This window comes from Winogradskyella sp. PC-19 (assembly GCF_002163855.1).
Lineage (GTDB): Bacteria > Bacteroidota > Bacteroidia > Flavobacteriales > Flavobacteriaceae > Winogradskyella.
This window is the reverse complement of sequence record NZ_CP019332.1, coordinates 2,407,993-2,424,805: the sequence shown is the minus strand read 5'-3', so window position 1 is coordinate 2,424,805 and position 16,813 is coordinate 2,407,993. Positions and strand designations below refer to the sequence as shown.

General features: G+C 32.0%; 13 protein-coding genes and 1 tRNA gene. 5 read left to right on the top strand and 9 right to left on the bottom strand.

Features of this window, described 5'->3' with window-relative positions; translation table 11 throughout:
• Positions 1 to 29: 29 nt before the first annotated feature.
• On the bottom strand, positions 30 to 2,261 hold the full coding sequence (locus BTO05_RS11095; RefSeq protein WP_087492731.1) for a S9 family peptidase: 2,232 nt from the start codon (positions 2,259 to 2,261) through the stop codon (positions 30 to 32).
• A gap of 149 nt (positions 2,262 to 2,410) precedes the next feature.
• Between BTO05_RS11095 and BTO05_RS11090 the strand changes: the two genes are divergently transcribed.
• Positions 2,411 to 3,712, top strand: a complete 1,302-nt coding sequence (locus tag BTO05_RS11090) for a hydroxymethylglutaryl-CoA reductase, degradative (protein WP_087492730.1) — start codon at positions 2,411 to 2,413, stop codon at positions 3,710 to 3,712.
• 3 nt (positions 3,713 to 3,715) lie between these two features.
• Positions 3,716 to 4,627: a GYDIA family GHMP kinase gene (locus BTO05_RS11085; protein WP_087492729.1), complete on the top strand. Its 912-nt coding sequence runs from the start codon at positions 3,716 to 3,718 to the stop codon at positions 4,625 to 4,627.
• A 55-nt stretch (positions 4,628 to 4,682) separates the two neighbouring features.
• Here BTO05_RS11085 and BTO05_RS11080 read toward each other — a convergent pair whose 3' ends face one another.
• From BTO05_RS11080 to BTO05_RS11050, 7 genes are all read right to left on the bottom strand, one after another.
• On the bottom strand, positions 4,683 to 6,827 hold the full coding sequence (locus BTO05_RS11080; RefSeq protein ID WP_087492728.1) for a SurA N-terminal domain-containing protein: 2,145 nt from the start codon (positions 6,825 to 6,827) through the stop codon (positions 4,683 to 4,685).
• 99 nt (positions 6,828 to 6,926) lie between these two features.
• Entirely contained in the window at positions 6,927 to 8,216 is a 1,290-nt protein-coding gene (locus BTO05_RS11075; RefSeq protein ID WP_087492727.1) for a hemolysin family protein, read from the bottom strand.
• A 3-nt stretch (positions 8,217 to 8,219) separates the two neighbouring features.
• Positions 8,220 to 8,414: a hypothetical protein gene (locus tag BTO05_RS11070; RefSeq protein ID WP_087492726.1), complete on the bottom strand. Its 195-nt coding sequence runs from the start codon at positions 8,412 to 8,414 to the stop codon at positions 8,220 to 8,222.
• Between the two features lie 28 nt (positions 8,415 to 8,442).
• Entirely contained in the window at positions 8,443 to 8,997 is a 555-nt protein-coding gene (lptC, locus tag BTO05_RS11065) for an LPS export ABC transporter periplasmic protein LptC (RefSeq protein ID WP_087492725.1), read from the bottom strand.
• Positions 8,998 to 9,004: 7 nt separating this feature from the next.
• Entirely contained in the window at positions 9,005 to 10,372 is a 1,368-nt protein-coding gene (locus BTO05_RS11060) for a tetratricopeptide repeat protein (protein WP_087492724.1), read from the bottom strand.
• 15 nt (positions 10,373 to 10,387) lie between these two features.
• Positions 10,388 to 11,713 (bottom strand): hypothetical protein, encoded by a 1,326-nt coding sequence (locus BTO05_RS11055; protein ID WP_087492723.1) that lies wholly within the window; start codon positions 11,711 to 11,713, stop codon positions 10,388 to 10,390.
• Between the two features lie 2 nt (positions 11,714 to 11,715).
• Positions 11,716 to 12,441 carry a type III pantothenate kinase gene (locus BTO05_RS11050; RefSeq protein WP_087492722.1) on the bottom strand — a complete coding sequence of 242 codons (726 nt, stop codon included), beginning with the start codon at positions 12,439 to 12,441 and terminating at the stop codon, positions 11,716 to 11,718.
• 106 nt (positions 12,442 to 12,547) lie between these two features.
• Here BTO05_RS11050 and BTO05_RS11045 point away from each other — a divergent pair.
• From BTO05_RS11045 to BTO05_RS14215, 3 genes are all read left to right on the top strand, one after another.
• Positions 12,548 to 12,620 (top strand) — tRNA-Phe (locus BTO05_RS11045).
• 230 nt (positions 12,621 to 12,850) lie between these two features.
• Positions 12,851 to 13,528 carry a response regulator gene (locus BTO05_RS11040; protein WP_087492721.1) on the top strand — a complete coding sequence of 226 codons (678 nt, stop codon included), beginning with the start codon at positions 12,851 to 12,853 and terminating at the stop codon, positions 13,526 to 13,528.
• 64 nt (positions 13,529 to 13,592) lie between these two features.
• Entirely contained in the window at positions 13,593 to 13,694 is a 102-nt protein-coding gene (locus tag BTO05_RS14215; RefSeq protein ID WP_317041896.1) for a S26 family signal peptidase, read from the top strand.
• Between the two features lies 1 nt (position 13,695).
• Here BTO05_RS14215 and BTO05_RS11035 read toward each other — a convergent pair whose 3' ends face one another.
• A complete protein-coding gene (locus tag BTO05_RS11035; RefSeq protein ID WP_198295226.1) occupies positions 13,696 to 16,803 on the bottom strand; it encodes an efflux RND transporter permease subunit in 3,108 nt (1,035 codons plus the stop codon).
• Between the last annotated feature and the right edge of the window lie 10 nt (positions 16,804 to 16,813).

The window sequence follows — 16,813 nt, the reverse complement described above, 5'->3', positions numbered from 1 at the left end:
ATAATTATATTAGTTAGTATTTAGTTAGTTTATCCTTTAATTTTAGATTTCGACTTTTCCTTATTTTCAGACTTCTCTCGTTTATCTCCGAGTGTCTTATGAATAAAATTAGTCATTTTTGTGTATAAATGTAATCTTGTATTACCACCATAAATTCCATGATTTTTATCAGGATAAATCATCCAATCGAACTGTTTATTAGCTTGAATTAATGCTTCAACCATACGCATGGTATTCTGTAAATGTACATTATCATCACCAGATCCATGAATTAATAAAAAGTCTCCTTTAAGTTTATCGACATGGTTTATTGGAGAGTTCTCGTCATATCCGTTTGGATTTTCTTGAGGTGTTGTCATATAACGTTCTGTATAAATAGTATCGTAAAATCTCCAACTGGTTACCGGCGCAACAGCTATCGCCATTTTAAATACATCATTACCCTTAAAAAGCGCATTGCTACTCATAAAACCACCATAACTCCAACCCCAAATTCCCATTCGAGTTTCGTCAATGTAAGGTAAAGCACCAAGCTTTTTAGCCGCTTCAATTTGGTCTTCAACCTCGTATTTACCTAATTCATTTTGAGTTACCTTTTTAAACTCTGCACCTTTAAGCCCTGTTCCTCTTCCATCTACACAAGCTACAATATAACCTTCTTGCGCTAAATGCTGGTACCAATAATCATTTGCACCATTCCAACGGTTTGCTACCTGCTGAGAACCTGGTCCAGAATACTGATACATAAAAAGCGGATATTTTTTATTTGGATCAAAATCTGCTGGCTTTATCATCCACATATTTAAGTCGTTTCCGTTAACTGAAATCGTACTAAACTCTTTTTTTGAAGTTTTATAATCGGTGACTTTCTTTGCCAACTTATCGTTGTCTTTAATACTTTTAATCAGTTTTCCTGATTTAGAATCATTAAGTGTATATTCTTGTGGAGAAGTAGCACTAGAATGTGTGTTTATAAAATAAGTAAAGTCAGCACTAAAAGAAGCACTGTTTGTTCCATCTCGTTTTGATAAGCGTTTTTTATTTTTTCCGTTTAATTTAACAGAATAGATATCACGATTTATTGAACCGTTTTCTACTGATTGATAAAAAATAGTATTGGCCTTTTCATCAAAACCATAGTAATTAGTCACTTCCCAATTTCCATCAGTTACTTGATTGATAAGCTTTCCGTTTTTGTCGTAGTGATAAATGTGATTATATCCATCTTTCTCGCTTGTCCAAATAAAACTATTGTCTTTTAAAAAAGTAAGATTAAAAGTAACGTCGACATAAGCTTTATCAGTTTCTGCTAAAACTAAAGCTGAACTAGAATTTGATGTGTCAATCATCCATAAATCTAATTCGTCTTGATGACGATTCATATACTGAACACTCAAAATATTAGCATCATTTGTCCATTCTAATCTTGGAATGTAAAAATCTTGATAATCTTTATTTGCTTTCAATTCAGAAAGTTTGTCAGTATCTAAATCATATAAATGCAAAGACACCTTAGAGTTTGCTTCACCGGCTTTTGGGTATTTAAAAACCTGTTGTGTTTGATATAATCCTGAACCAAAAACATCCATAGAAAATTCTGGCACTTCAGTTTCATCAAATCTTATAAAAGCAATTTTATTGCTATCCACGTTCCAATCAAAAGCACGGACAAAACTAAATTCTTCTTCGTAAACCCAATCCGTAATACCATTGATTATGCTATTCTTTTCACCATCAAAAGTGAATTGTTTAACTTCACCAGAACTTAAATCTTTAACGTATAAGTTGTTTTGAAAACCGTATACTACTTTTCTTCCATCTGGAGAAAATGTTGGTTCTTGCACTAAGTCGTCACTTAGCTTAGTCAGTTTTTTTGTATTGGTATCGTATATGTAATACTCACCTAAAGTCGAACGTCTAAATACAGGTTGTGACTTTGTAGTTAGTAAAATCTTGGTTTCGTCGTCGCTAAAGCTATAATCAAAAAAAGCTCCAATTTCAGATAAATCTGATGAGCTTAATAATGTATTGTCTTTTTCTAAAGTTTTATAATCGTATATGTCAATCGATGTTGTTCTGCTTGATCTATCAAGGTTTAAAACCGAATATTGCTTACCGTTATTCATTGAGTGTAGCGCTTGCATACCTTCGGTTCTAAACGTACCATTCCAAATCTCTTCTAAGCTAATCTGTTTATTCTGAGCAGTTACAAGAGTCGTAACCAAAAAACCAATAATGGCAAAAAAACGTGTGTAGTTCATTAATCTTCGTTATTTAATAAAGCAATGCCAAGTTTACTAAAAAATATGCAAAAAACCCGAATTATTAACAGTAAATCGGCAATATTGCAGAACATGCAACACATATTATACCAATCCTAGTATCTTTGTGTTTTTAAATAAAATTAATCATGCATAAGACCATTTCTGGATTTTCTAAATTGACCAAAACCGAAAAAGTTGATTGGATACTTAAGACTTACTTTAACAACGATAACAACTCTCGTGATTTAGTGACTCAATATTGGAATTCTAATCAAAAATTGCAAAAATTGCATGATGAATTTATTGAAAACACTATCACTAACTTCTATTTACCACTTGGTGTGGCACCAAACTTTTTGATTAACGATACACTTTACACCATACCTATGACTATTGAAGAAAGCTCAGTAGTTGCAGCAGCTAGCAAAGCTGCAAAATTTTGGTATGAACGTGGTGGCTTTAAAGCTGAAGTAATATCAACTACAAAAATCGGACAAGTTCATTTTACATTTAATGGCGATAAAACCGAATTGGAAAATTATTTTAATACTATAAAATCTAAACTTATCTCGGATGCTTCTTCGATTACAAAAAACATGGAGCGTCGCGGTGGTGGAATTTTAGATATCGAATTACGTGACAAAACCAAAGAATTAGACAATTACTATCAGCTACATGCGACTTTTGAAACGCTTGATGCTATGGGAGCAAATTTCATTAATTCTTGTCTAGAGCAATTTGCTGAAACTTTTAAGAATGAAGCAAAATCTCATAATATTAAAGACTTAAATATTGTGATGAGCATTTTATCAAATTATGTTCCGCAATGCTTAGTCAGAGCTGAAGTTAGCTGTAAGATTAGCGATTTAAAAGACAAAGACATACCTAATCCTGAAGAGTTTGCAGAAAAATTTAAACAAGCAGTTTCGATTGCCGAAGTAGAACCTCATCGAGCTGTAACACATAATAAAGGCATTATGAATGGTATTGATGCTGTGGTTTTAGCTACTGGAAATGATTTTAGAGCAGTTGAAGCCGGAGTGCATGCTTACGCCTCTAAAGATGGTAAATATTCAAGCTTAACCCGTTGTCGTATTAATGATGATACTTTTACTTTTTGGCTAGAAATACCTTTAGCTCTTGGTACCGTAGGTGGATTGACGAGTTTACATCCATTAGTCAAATTTGCATTGCAGTTGCTAGGAAAGCCATCTGCAAAAGATTTAATGAAGATTGTCGCTGTTGCTGGATTGGCTCAAAATTTTGCAGCCTTAAAATCATTGACTACGACTGGAATACAGCAAGGACATATGAAGATGCACTTAATGAATATCTTAAATCAGTTTGAAGCAAACGACACCGAAAAAAAACGGCTTATTGACCATTTTAAAAACAATACAGTCACACATAATGCTGTAGTCGAAGCCATTGAAAAATTGAGAGCGTAATTGATGACTAAATTCAAAAGCAACGGAAAACTACTGTTAACTGGAGAATATCTAGTTCTAGATGGCGCAAAAGCTCTAGCCTTGCCTACGTCTTTTGGTCAGCAACTTTTAATAAAAAATAACAATAGCAATTATATAATCTGGGAAAGCTTTGATGAGCACAATGACATTTGGTTTAATAACAAGTTTTTAATTAAAAATATATTATCTAATGATTACACATCCAGTAATGAAATATCGCAAAGACTTATTGAGATATTAAGGAGTGTAAATTCTCTAAACCCTAATTTCTTCAAACTTAATAACGGTTTCGATATTAATACTACTCAAGATTTTAATAGAAGTTGGGGATTAGGTACTTCATCTACTCTAATTAATAATATTGCCAATTGGACAAATGTTGATGCTTACAAATTATTAGAACTGACTTTTGGAGGTAGTGGCTATGATATTGCTTGTGCTCAAAATGACAATGCTATCACTTACCAATTAAGAGACAAAAATCCTTTAGTTACTGAAGTTGATTTCGACCCTAGTTTTAAAGAGAATATTTATTTTGTTTATCTTAATCAAAAGCAAAATAGTCGTGAAGGCATAGTAGCTTACAGGAACTTTAAAGGTGATTTAAAAGCTTCAATATTAGAAGTTAATAGTATTACAGAAAAAATGATTTCTTGCGAAAATTTGAACGATTTTAATGCCTTAATAATTGAGCATGAGTCTATCATTTCAAAAATAATACATCTAAAACCAGTTAAAGAAGCTCTTTTTAAGGATTTCGAAGGTGCTATAAAAAGTCTAGGTGCTTGGGGTGGAGATTTTATAATGGTTACTTCAAAAAATAATCCTAAAAATTATTTTGAAGCTAAAGGTTATCCTACAGTAATCCCATATCATAAAATGATAAAAGCATAAAAAAGCCTTTGCATATTGCAAAGGCTTTTCCATTATGTTTATAAGTAATATATTTTTAGTATACTGTTTTTGCTCTATTATCTTCAATTTCGGCAGCAGCTTCAAGTGCAGAATATACTTTAGTTTGTACACCGTTTTTACGAGTATTACTTAAACGTGCTATTATAGCAGCATAGTTTTCTAATTTAGTAGCTTCATTTACTTTAGTAACCTCTAAAACATATACACCTCTATTTCCATCAATAGGCTTAGAAACTTCACCTTCTTGTAATCCAAATGCAGCACCAATTACTTTAGGTTCAGCACCTGCACCAGATAAAGTAGTGTTACTCATTGTAACTCCAGTTGCAGATTTTACAGTTTGTCCTTGTGCAGTAGCAATATCAGCTAATGCACCAGCAGTAATTTTTTCACGAATCATTTCTGCTTTCTTCTCATTACGAACAGCTGTACTTACTGTAGCAGTAGCATCATCTACACTCATCAAACCTTCTTCATTAACATCAACCAACTGTGCAACAATAAAACCAACACCAGCTACTGTGAAACTCTTGTAGTCACCAACTTTAGTTTCGTTATCAAATGCCCAACGCACTACCTGTCTTTGACTTCCTAATCCAGGAATGTTCTCGTCAAGCTCTTTGAAAGTTACTGGCTTAACAGCAAGATTACGCTCAGCAGCTAATTCTCTAAAATCTCCTGTTTCAGCAGCAATTTCAAATTTTTGTTTTGCGTTAAAAACATCATCGTTTGTTTTTTCTGAAGGCTCTATTTTACGTGCTACAGTTGCTAATTGTAATGTGTTATTGAAAGCTGTTTGGTCTAGTATTTCGATGATGTGGTGACCAAAACTTGTTTCAACTACACCCATGTCTCCTTTTTTATTATCAAAAGAATACGCTTTAAAAGCAGGTGCAAATCCTTGGTTGTATGCAAATTCTATAACACCTTCCTTTTCATTACTCACTTTATCAGAAGATAATTCTAATAAATCTGTAAATTTAGAACGGTTACCTTTTAATACATTGTAAATACTGTCTGCCGTTGCTTTTGCTTCTTCATTTGTTTTTACAACATCAGGTCCAGCACTAGATGCACCAGCGAAAGGAATTAAAATGTGACGTACTTTTACAGAATCAGCTTTGCTTGCCTTATCTAATACTTTAGAATACTTGTAGTAACCAGCATCTTTATATGGCCCATAATATTCGCCAATAGCTGTATTTGACAAACTGTCTTTAGCAGCACCTAATTGCGCAGGTCTAAAAAAGTCAGCTGAATATTTAATATCAGAATTAGAATTTACAAAAGCTTCGATATTTTTAGTGTTATCAAAACCAAATACAGTGTCAACAGCTTTAGTTGTTTCATTAAATTCTGGTCTATCGCTTCTTAGAGCTAAAAGTTCAGATTTAATAGCATCTTCATCTTCAACAGAAGCTTCTTCTTTAAACTCAACAAATAAAACTTCTCTAGTAGCATCTACTTTGTAAGTTTCTTTGTTTCTTTCCATGTACGACTTAATGTCTGACTTGGTTACAGTCACTAAACTGTCTGCAATCGTTGTATATGGAACTTGAACATATTTTAAATCTAGAGTTTGAGCTCCAGCTGCATAATCATCTTCAGCTTCAGTTACAGTTGCATTGACACCAGCTTTTACTAAGTTGTAATACTGTTGCGTTAATGAGTTATTAGCTAATGATTGCTCATTGTTAGTCCACTGCGCATAATTGATAGTAAAAGTACTTAAAGGCGCACCTTGTGGCTGAATATCTTTTAAGTTGGCAATAAACGCATTAAGCTTATTAACATCAAAAATACTGTCTTGATTCTGAAACTCTGGATAATTACCAAAACTTGTTTCTAACAATTGACGCATTTTATCTTTCTCAACAGTTAGCCCTAATTTTTCGAACTCAGAATTCATTATTATACGTCTTAACTCTTGGTTGTAAATATTGTTTTTTACTTGAGTTTCTGAAGTATTTGGACCTGTACGTTGCTGCATATTTTGCACTGCAAACATAAATGGTTCTCTTTTGATGTCTTCACCGTTTACTGTTGCTATAATGTCTTGAGGACCGCCATTAGAATCTAAGTTTCTAAAAACATCTCCAATAACAAAAGCAAATAATGCCAATGCGATTACTAAAATTAATACTAGCGAACGCTGTCTGATTTTATTTAAAACTGCCATTTTATGGTATATAATTTGTTGAAATTAAGTGTGCGAAAATAACATTTTATACCAAATAATAAAAGGATGTCGCTTCTTTTTTGGTCTAATAAAAAGGGATTAATCTTCAGGTATTAATTTAAGATGAACACTATCAATTTTTGTTGATGAAACCTCTGTTATTGTAAACTTAAAGTTTTTGATAATAATCGTTTCTTTTAACTGAGGAATTTCTTCGGTATGATTGACAATTAATCCACCTAAAGTTTCATAGGATTCTCCCTCAGGAAGATTGATTTTATAGGTTTCGTTAAGATAATCGACTTCTAATCTGGCTGAAAAATTATAACTATCTTCAGCAAGTTGCTCTTCCGTTAAAGCTACGCTATCATGCTCATCTTCAATCTCACCGAATAACTCTTCTATTATATCTTCAACGGTCATAACGCCTGATGTACCTCCATACTCATCGATAACTACAGCAATACTTTTACGCTTTTTGGTCAATAAATTTAGTACATCTTTAATCAAAATTGTTTCTGGAACAAATACTACTTTTATTAAAATAGACTTGATACTTTTTGGCTTTTTGAATAACTCAAAAGAATGTACATAACCTAAAATATCATCCATCGAATCTTTATAAACCAAAATTTTAGTGTATCCAGTATCTACAAACAACTGACGTAAATTTTCAATAGAATCCGAAATATCTATTGCTGTTATTTCGGTACGCGGCACCATAACTTCGCGAGCTTTTACTTCAGTAAATTCAAGTGCATTCTGAAATATTTGAATTTCGCTATCCACCTCATCGTGTTCTTCGACAGACTCCATTTGCTCTGTAATAAAATTCCCCAACTCGACTTTTGTCAAAGCCAATTCTACTGCATCACCTTCAGTTTTAAAGAATGTCTTTAATATAAAATCTGAAATCCTAATTACAAATTCAGAAATAAATGAAAATAATTGATAGAATATATAAGCTGGAAGCGCAAAAAACTTAAGTAAAGTATTAGAATAAATCTGAAAAAACACTTTTGGTAAAAATTCTGCTGTAAGTAAAATGACTAAAGTAGAAATTACAGTTTGTGATAATAACTCTAAATCTAAAAACAGATAATTAATAATATTATACTCTGACGGTATAAAAGTTTTGAACCATTGTACCAAAACCTCACCCATTTTAAAACCATAAATTACAAGAGCTATATTATTACCAATGAGCATCGTCGTAATATACTTTGATGGCTTTGCTGTAAGTTTTCCTAATAATTTACCTAAAAAATCACCTTGTTTCTTCTCTAACTCTATGTGAATTTTATTTGCCGAAACATAAGCAATTTCCATTCCTGAAAAAAAGGCGGATAATACTAATGAAAGAATGATTATTATAGCATCAGTCGTCATAGATTATTTTTTCTGACGGTCATCAAACTTTTTTCTGAAACGCTTACGAAAGAAAAACATAAATACTGCAAGTGCTGCAAATAATAACGATATATAACTACGACTTCTGTCTGTTGACCAATTTGAAATGGCGTCCCAGGCAAACATTATTGCGAATATGATATATGCGTATTGAAAAAATTTTAGTGCTTTAAGCATAACTCTAAATATTAAAGCACAAAGGTAGTTAATTATTGACTTCGATATCACCTTGCATAGCTAACATCTCGTATTCTTCAAAGTTTCTGTCTGAATCAAAGCCAATGCCGTTGATATCTGTTCCTTCAGAGCGTAATCGGACATTTTTATTTGTAAAAACCCATTCTTTTGTCTGGTCAAAATACATCTGTTCGGTAAACAACGAATCTTTTTTATGAGTTGCTAAGATGACGTTACCTCTTAAATCCACTAAATCTGTTTCGCTGTAAACTATGGCATAATCGGCAAAGATTCTACTCTTGTTACCGTCATTATCATAAATTATTAGCTCCACTCCTTTTGGGAATTCTGAGAATGCAAAATCACGATTAGAATAATCGAGCATTTTTGGACTCAATAAATTTGCTCTTAACTGAAAAGAATCTGTGTACTTTAAATTAATGGTATCTGCAACTCCAACAGGCTCGTTTTGTAATACACCTACTTGCTGAACATCCTTGAAGTTATTTTTACATGAAAAAAATACAGTCACGACTAATGCCGTGACTGTATTAAATATAATATGTATTTTTTTTATTTTCATTTAGTTATTAAGGTACACGAACAGTAACTCCAATCCAACATCCAATTTTGATTGAATCACCAGAATTCATTCCTTTAGAAAAAACCATAGTTTTATCAGGAGCTAAAGCTTTGTATCTTTTTACTGCACTAGCACCAGAACCACCAGCTTTTGCTGCTTCATTTGCTGCTGCCCAATACACGGCTCTTTTAGCAAACGCATCAGAACCACAATTATTGGCACTTGATGCATACATACCTGCAATTCTTAAATAAGGATTTTTGTTTGATGGGTTAAGCTTTAATGCTTCTCTGTATAATTGTCTTGCTTTACCTAATCTACCTGCTTTTCTGTTTTTATCAGCTCTTGCATAAACAAATTTCCACTTTTTAATTGGGTCAGTTTCAAGGCTTTCTGCTTGTGTATAATATTTGTTAGCTTCAGACATGTTGCCTTTTTTCTCGTTCAAAACACCTAAGTAGTATGCAGTTGTTGCATCAGGCTGAACAGTATTTTTCTGAGCTACTAATTTTTCGAACATTGGATCATCAGTACAATCTTTCTGTCCCATCTTATTCATTGCACGTTGTAACCACTTTGTATCATTTTTATTTTCTTCAAAATCTTTTTGATATAAAGGAATAAGAACTTCGCAAGTTGCTAATTCAGAAATTTTTGTATCCAAACTTCCTGAGATTTTATCATAAGCACTCAGAGTTTGTTCGTAAAAGCGCTTATACTGACCTTCTTTTTTTGTTAAAGTTGCCCCAGATTCTTCTTTTGTAATAATTTTATTCAAGCCTTCAGAAGCTTTACCAACCTCATATTCGATCTTATCAGTTATATCATCATACTTATCAAATAAGTCTTGAGTATCTTTTGTTGACTTTGAACTTTTTTCATACATATTAACCTTAAGAGTAAAATATGTATATAAAGCTTTTGCATCTTTAAAGTTCTTTAAATCTTCTGTATATCCTTTATCAAAAATCTTATAAAGCTCTTCATCAGATAAACCTAACTCCTTTTTAAAGGTATAAGATAGATTTCCTTTTTCGTATTGTAATTTTCCTAACGGAAGCTTAGATGCGTAATATTTATTGTAATCATCAAATAAGGCTAACTGATCTTTAATAAACTGTACTTTTTCTGCACCTGTTGCATTCTTGATTTTGTGATCTAAGATTTTTTCACCACCTACATAAATATTTCTATTAAATTGAGGGCATTTAGTCTTCACTTTCATCCAAGACTCATAGGCTTCGTCATATTTTTTGTTCTTTACATAAGAACTGAAAATAGACAGGTGATTCATACACTCTTCGTCTTGCTGACCGTAACTTGTGTTAAAGCCAAAGACAAGAGCTATAAGGATTAATGTAATTTTAGTCTTCATCTTTCTAATTTTTTGTTAGTTATATTTTCTTTTCTGGAACCATCTGTCACTTAGCGATAAACTGACATTGAAGTTAAAAAATTTCTCTTGTATTAAATCTCTGTTTTTAGTACCTCTTTGTCCATACTCAAAACCAAGATTTACTTCAGAAAACAATCCTGACTGTGGTCCTATTGGTAATCCTAATCCAAAAGATATGCCAAACTCATCAATAGATTCATTATTTACTACTAAACCAGTATTTTCGAATCTTGCTCCAGCTCTATAAGTAACTCGTTTAAAGTAACTTGAAAGCGACCTGTGGTTTGGCAAATAAAAACCACCAATAGCAAATGATGACGCATCTTCGAAAGAAGAATTAGTTGTACTAAATATTGGATTATTAAATACACTCGTGTTTTGAGCTACGTACTCGGCTCCGATAAACCATTTCGATGTTTGGCCTATACCAAGCCCTAATGACAATCTAGATGGCAAATCTAATTCTGTTTCATCTAAATTACTTGCTGCTAAGTCTACATCTATAGTATTCTGAACAAACTCATCACCAAGAGTAGAGACTATTAGTGTAGATATCGAGCGGTCATTAATTGAATTTAAGCTACTTTCTGGTGAATAAGTTGCTGTTGCTGATAACTCTAATTTTTCGTTTATTTTTCCTTTATATGCAGCTCCGATATTAAAGTTGAGACCACTTAAATCTGAACGGTTATTTTCTCTTGTTGCAAATTGTACGATATTTCCATCGCTGTCATAAACAAATTGAATAGCACTATTTTGAGTATTTCCAAAATTATAATTAGCATCTACACCAACTGATATATTATCATTCACAAGATAACCTAAACTAAAAAAAGCTTTATTCAGACCTCCTTCGCCCTCATATCTATAGTCTATTCTATTATTTTGAGCTGAGTTAATATCCTGAAGTTTATAACCTACTGAAGTAAAAGGTAACAAACCAAAACCTGCTCCAAATCTTCCTAAAGGAATTGATACAGCTATGTAATCAAATGTTGATGTACCTGCACTTTCCGATTCGGTATTACTTTCTAATCCTATACTACTAAATGAACCAGCAACTGAAAACTTAACTGGTCTACTCTCACCATTATAAGGGTCAGCTTTTAAGTTTTTGCCTGCATACGAAGCTGGGTTTCTTAAATTGATATGTAAGCTATCAATGTAAGAACCTATACCACCCATTCCACGATTCTCTACAGTTCCTCTAAATTTCAAGCTACCTATACCATAAAAAGAATATGGTGATGCAGTACCTTGCTGAGCATAAGAGTAGCAACCAACTATTGCAATAAGAACTACAACAAATTTTTTAATCATTATTACGAATTAAATTCTAGAATATAATTTAGACCTTCAAGCAGAAAATCCGAGTTGGCAAATATGCTACTTTTTAATTGTTTAGACAACATTTTGGCATCTCCTCCTGTTAAAATAACTGTTAAATCTGAATATTTTTCGCTGTATGCCTTAACAATACCATCAATCTCATAGATTGTTCCTAAAACTACACCTGAATGAATAGATGATTCTGTAGTATTACCGGTTATCCTTTTTGGAACCTTAGTCTCTAACAACGGTAAATTTGCTGTTAAATTATTCAAAGACTTATAGCGTAGTCTTAGCCCTGGAGATATAGCACCGCCTAGGTATACATTTTTATCTGTAATAAAATCGTAAGTAATACAAGTGCCAGCATCAATAATTAATACATTTTGATCTGGGGATTTTAGCACAGAGCCACTAACTAAGGCAATTCTATCAACACCTAGAGTTTTTGGTGTTTTATAATTATTTTGAAAAGGAACTTCTGTTTCTGAATCTAATTCAAGGAGTTTTAAATCTTTTTTTATGATAGCAATATCTTTTTTAGATAAGCGACCTACAGAAGATACTATCGCCCTTTTAGTTTTTGGGAATTGTTTTATTACAGCTTCAAATTCTGTTTTTAAGTCAGAAAGCAGGAAACTCTTCTTCCATTTGAGAAGATTATTATCAAAAACTGCAAATTTCACACGCGTATTACCGACGTCTACTATAAGATTCATAGGCACTTAAGAAAAGACAAATTTATAAAATCAAATTTTGTTATTTTCTTTTTGGTAATACTAAAAATGAATTTATATTTGCATCCGCTTTAGTAATGAAGCAACTGGTGCCTTAGCTCAGTTGGTAGAGCAAAGGACTGAAAATCCTTGTGTCCCTGGTTCGATTCCTGGAGGCACCACTTTTAAACCCTGTAAACATTTGATTTACAGGGTTTTTTGGTTTTAAGGAGACAACAAAAGGGACACTTAATCTGATTTTTATCTAATAGAATATTATTTTTAAATAATAATAGATATAATTAATTTTTGTGTGATTTTAATTACATTTATACAAAAATTTGTTTAACATAGATAGAATTTTAGGCAATTCTTAATCTCCCACTAAAATTTGTTTTAGCCTATTTTATAAATGAAAAATAAACATTCTATTTTAATCGTCGATGACCATTTAATGATAATCGACGGCTACAAAACAGCTTTAAAATTTGGATTTTCAAATTTTAGTGATGCTAAACTAAATGTAGACTATGCTACCAATTTTAAAGGTGCTATTGAAAAAATTAAGCAAACAAATAAAGAAACTTTCTATGATTTAGTTGTATTAGATTTAAGCATTCCAAAATGTAGTATTAGTAACATGAATACTGGCGAAGATTTAGGTAAATGGATACGATTAACTTCTCCTAAAACCAAATTGTTAGTGCTTACAGCTTATGATGACGCTTTTAGAATTAATAGTGTTTTAAACTCATTAAAACCAGAAGGGTTTTTACTCAAAGGAGAGATATCATCCTTAGATTTTATTACTGCTGTTATTAAGCTCTTACAAAATAAAGTCTATTATGGGAATAAAATAACCAAACTATTAAACAATAAATCAAATCAAAGCTACAAAATTGATAAGGTAGATATTCAAATATTAAATGAAATGTCTAATGGCACAAAAAACATAGATTTGCCTAAATACATACCAATGTCAAAGTCTGGTATAGAAAAAAGAAAACGTCAGCTTAAAAGGTATTTTAAAGTAAAGGATGACTGTAACCGCGAACTTATACTAATAGCCAAAGAAAAAGGGTATATCTAATGACTATAAGTAGATACGTTAAACCCGTTTTTTTTACTATCCTTATCACTAATTATTTGATTCTATGTTTATGTTAGGAGATAATCGACACAATTCTATCGATTCACGAAGCTATGGTTTTGTTCCAGAAAGTTATATACAAGGGAAAGTAGTTAAGGCGTTTTAATCTATTTTTTCAAAGTAAAGACAGGTAAATAAAATAATATCCCGACCAAAGAAAAAATTAGACCACCTATAGTACCAACACCCAAAGCAAACCAAAAGACTTCATTTTGTCCATCTTTTACAAATGGGATAAATCCAAGTATTGTAGAAACTACCGTCAATAATATTGGAAAAATCTTTTGCTTAAAAGCTTCTATATAGAGTAATATACTATCCTTTTCAGGAAAAGTTTTTCGTAATTTATTAAAACCATTAATAATAAATATTGATGCATTTACAGTTATTCCACTTAGTAAAACAAAACTCGCTAGTCCACCCTGATCAAAATTAAAATCAAATAAATAAAACGTTAAAAACACACCGATAAAAGAAATGGGGATGACACTTAAAATAATAAAGGGTTGTTTTAAACTTTCAAACAATATAGAGCAAATCAAATAAATAATACTTAATACTAGAACTAACAAAAAACCATAGTTGCTATTCTTATCTTGATTAAAATACCATTGCTGCTCAGAACGCTCAAAAGTAAAGCCTAAGGGTAATTTTGTTTCTAATTCTTCTAGCTTTTCATTTAAAAACTTTGAGCCAAACTTAGCTGCACCTGTGTATTGAAACTCTACTAATCGGAGATATTCTTGATTTTCTTTATATATATTTTCTTCTTCACGTTCTTTAACAACCTTAGCAATATCTTTAAGCACTATTGGTTTGCTTAAACTATCTAAAGGCGTATTTTTTATATGCCAAATATCGTAAGCTTTAGCATCATTAGACTCTAAACGTATAGGGGTGTATTTCCCTTTAATATTTAAAGAAATATCCTGAGTTTTAGACAAGGTTAACCCTTTAAGTTCATCAACTACGCGTTGAGGAGATACGCTTGCTAAGGCTAAACGCTCTTTATCTAGTGTAAATCTATACTCATAAGATGGTGCTTTTGCATAAGCACTATTTTCTCTAACCAGGACTTTTTGAATACGCGGATGTTCTAACAAAGCTACTTTTAAACTATCTGCCCAAACATTTAATGCATCATAGTTATAACCTTTGGCTTTTACAGAGAATTTTACAGGCTCATTCGAGCTACCTCCATTGTTAAACCCATTTCCTACACCATAGATATTCCAATCGATACCTCCAAAGTCTAAAGCTTTTCGTATCAACCTAGATTTTAATAAAAATGGAAAAGAGGATTCCTCATATTTTTCTTTAAACACAACCTCAATTGTAGCGTAATCTCCACCATACACAGACGTATTGTATTGTTTTATCTCTCCAAATTGAGATAGATAATTCTCCAACTCAATAAAGACAGTATTCATTTGATCTACTGTTGCTCCTTTCTCCATCGATGCAGAAACATAAAGCTTTGTCTGTTCATTACGACCATAATAGGCACTATCAAATACATAATAACTAAATAACCGAAATGACCCACCCAGATACTTGTCTAAAAAAGGGCGCGCATTTTCGAGATACCATTCATTACCTAGAGTAGTATTATAGGTCTTCTCGTACCAAGTCTCATTAGCATCTAACTTTTGCGGCAACATAAAAACTGGGAGACCAAAAATAAGAATGATAACTACAATACTCATCTTTTTAAAACGTAACTGAAACCTAATAGTATTTTGGTAACTCTTATAAAACTTCTGTTTTAAATTTAAAGCCCATTGTTTTTCTTTTTTTCTAGGGAGTTTTAGCTTTTCTAACAAAGCAGGTATGAGATATAGAGTAACACCCAAAGAAACACTTAGATTAATTATAATAACCAATGCAAAATCAATCAGATTAACTTTATATTTTTCATTTAAAAAGTGAATAATAGATAAAGCCCCAATAGTAGTTAATGTTGAAGCTAGAATAGGCACAAAAACGCTCTTGTTGTTTTGATGCCTTATATGGTCTATCATTACAATACTATTATCAATAATAAGTCCTAGTGAGATGGTAATACCGGCTAAGGAATACAACTGTATTTCTATAGCAAACGCGTAGTATAGTAAAAATGCAATAGCTATGTTTGCTACTAAGCTTAGTATAGTAACCCATAGATATCTAATACTTTTGCTTATTAACAAAATGAATAGTAATAGAATTATTACAGTATATAACGAGCGTTCATATATTTTAGAAAGCTCAGCCTCAAGATATATCGTGCTATCATAAGATTTAATAAGGTTATAATCCTGAGGCAAATTTTGCTCTAATTCAATTAGCCTCTTGTCAATAGCATGCGCCAACGCAATTGTATTTGCATTCTTAGTAGCGTAAACAGATAATGTAACGGCATTTTCACCGTTAATCCTGTAATAGCTTGTAGCCTCTTGCTCCTGCTCTTTTACAGTCGTTACTTCATCCAGATAGACCAGTCTATCACTTACTTTTTTAATAGGTATATGCCAATCTACGGTGGTGTTTTGTGGTTGTATAGACAATGTAATATATTCTTCATTGTAAACAACATCTCCTAAGGATTGTTTACCAAACCAAGTATTTAGAGCTGTAATAATATCCTGCTTACGAAACTCTAGTGTTTTTAGTAAATTAGTATTATAGGTTAGTAAATATTCTTTAGGGTTAGCACCATAAACCGTGGTTTTATCTGCACCTTTCATAGCACCAATTACAGGTTCTATCTGTGTTTTTACAGTTTCTTGAATATCATAAGGCGTGTCCTTAGCATTAATACTGTAACTTAAAAAAGCGCGCTGGGTCTCGTCATTAGGTCTATTAGCACTGATAACTGGGTAAGATGTACGCTCAGGAAGTTGTTTATACAATTGGCGTATTATTGTGGCAACCTCAAAACGAGCAATATCAATATCTGTATACTTATCAAAATTTAAGGTAACACTTCCATTACCTTTAGATGATTTAGAATCTAACTTTTGTAATCCTTTTATAATACTAAAGCCACTTTCCAAAACTGATGTTACATCACGTTCTAAAATATATGGTGATGCATTAGGCCAAACGTAAGAAACAGTAATTGATGGTAAGCTCCTACTCGAATTTAGTTTTACAGAAAGTTGAGGTATAACAAAAAGACCTGTGATAATTAAGATAATTGTAAAAGCGAATATTTTAAAAGAGGATATTCTCAAAAGACTATTT

Coding starts and splice junctions, on each gene's coding strand:
- BTO05_RS11095 (WP_087492731.1), bottom strand. CDS start 2,261: ATGAACTACACACGTTTTTTTGCCATTATTGGTTTTTTGGTTACGACT.
- BTO05_RS11090 (WP_087492730.1), top strand. CDS start 2,411: ATGCATAAGACCATTTCTGGATTTTCTAAATTGACCAAAACCGAAAAA.
- BTO05_RS11085 (WP_087492729.1), top strand. CDS start 3,716: ATGACTAAATTCAAAAGCAACGGAAAACTACTGTTAACTGGAGAATAT.
- BTO05_RS11080 (WP_087492728.1), bottom strand. CDS start 6,827: ATGGCAGTTTTAAATAAAATCAGACAGCGTTCGCTAGTATTAATTTTA.
- BTO05_RS11075 (WP_087492727.1), bottom strand. CDS start 8,216: ATGACGACTGATGCTATAATAATCATTCTTTCATTAGTATTATCCGCC.
- BTO05_RS11070 (WP_087492726.1), bottom strand. CDS start 8,414: ATGCTTAAAGCACTAAAATTTTTTCAATACGCATATATCATATTCGCA.
- lptC (WP_087492725.1), bottom strand. CDS start 8,997: ATGAAAATAAAAAAAATACATATTATATTTAATACAGTCACGGCATTA.
- BTO05_RS11060 (WP_087492724.1), bottom strand. CDS start 10,372: ATGAAGACTAAAATTACATTAATCCTTATAGCTCTTGTCTTTGGCTTT.
- BTO05_RS11055 (WP_087492723.1), bottom strand. CDS start 11,713: ATGATTAAAAAATTTGTTGTAGTTCTTATTGCAATAGTTGGTTGCTAC.
- BTO05_RS11050 (WP_087492722.1), bottom strand. CDS start 12,441: ATGAATCTTATAGTAGACGTCGGTAATACGCGTGTGAAATTTGCAGTT.
- BTO05_RS11040 (WP_087492721.1), top strand. CDS start 12,851: ATGAAAAATAAACATTCTATTTTAATCGTCGATGACCATTTAATGATA.
- BTO05_RS14215 (WP_317041896.1), top strand. CDS start 13,593: ATGTTTATGTTAGGAGATAATCGACACAATTCTATCGATTCACGAAGC.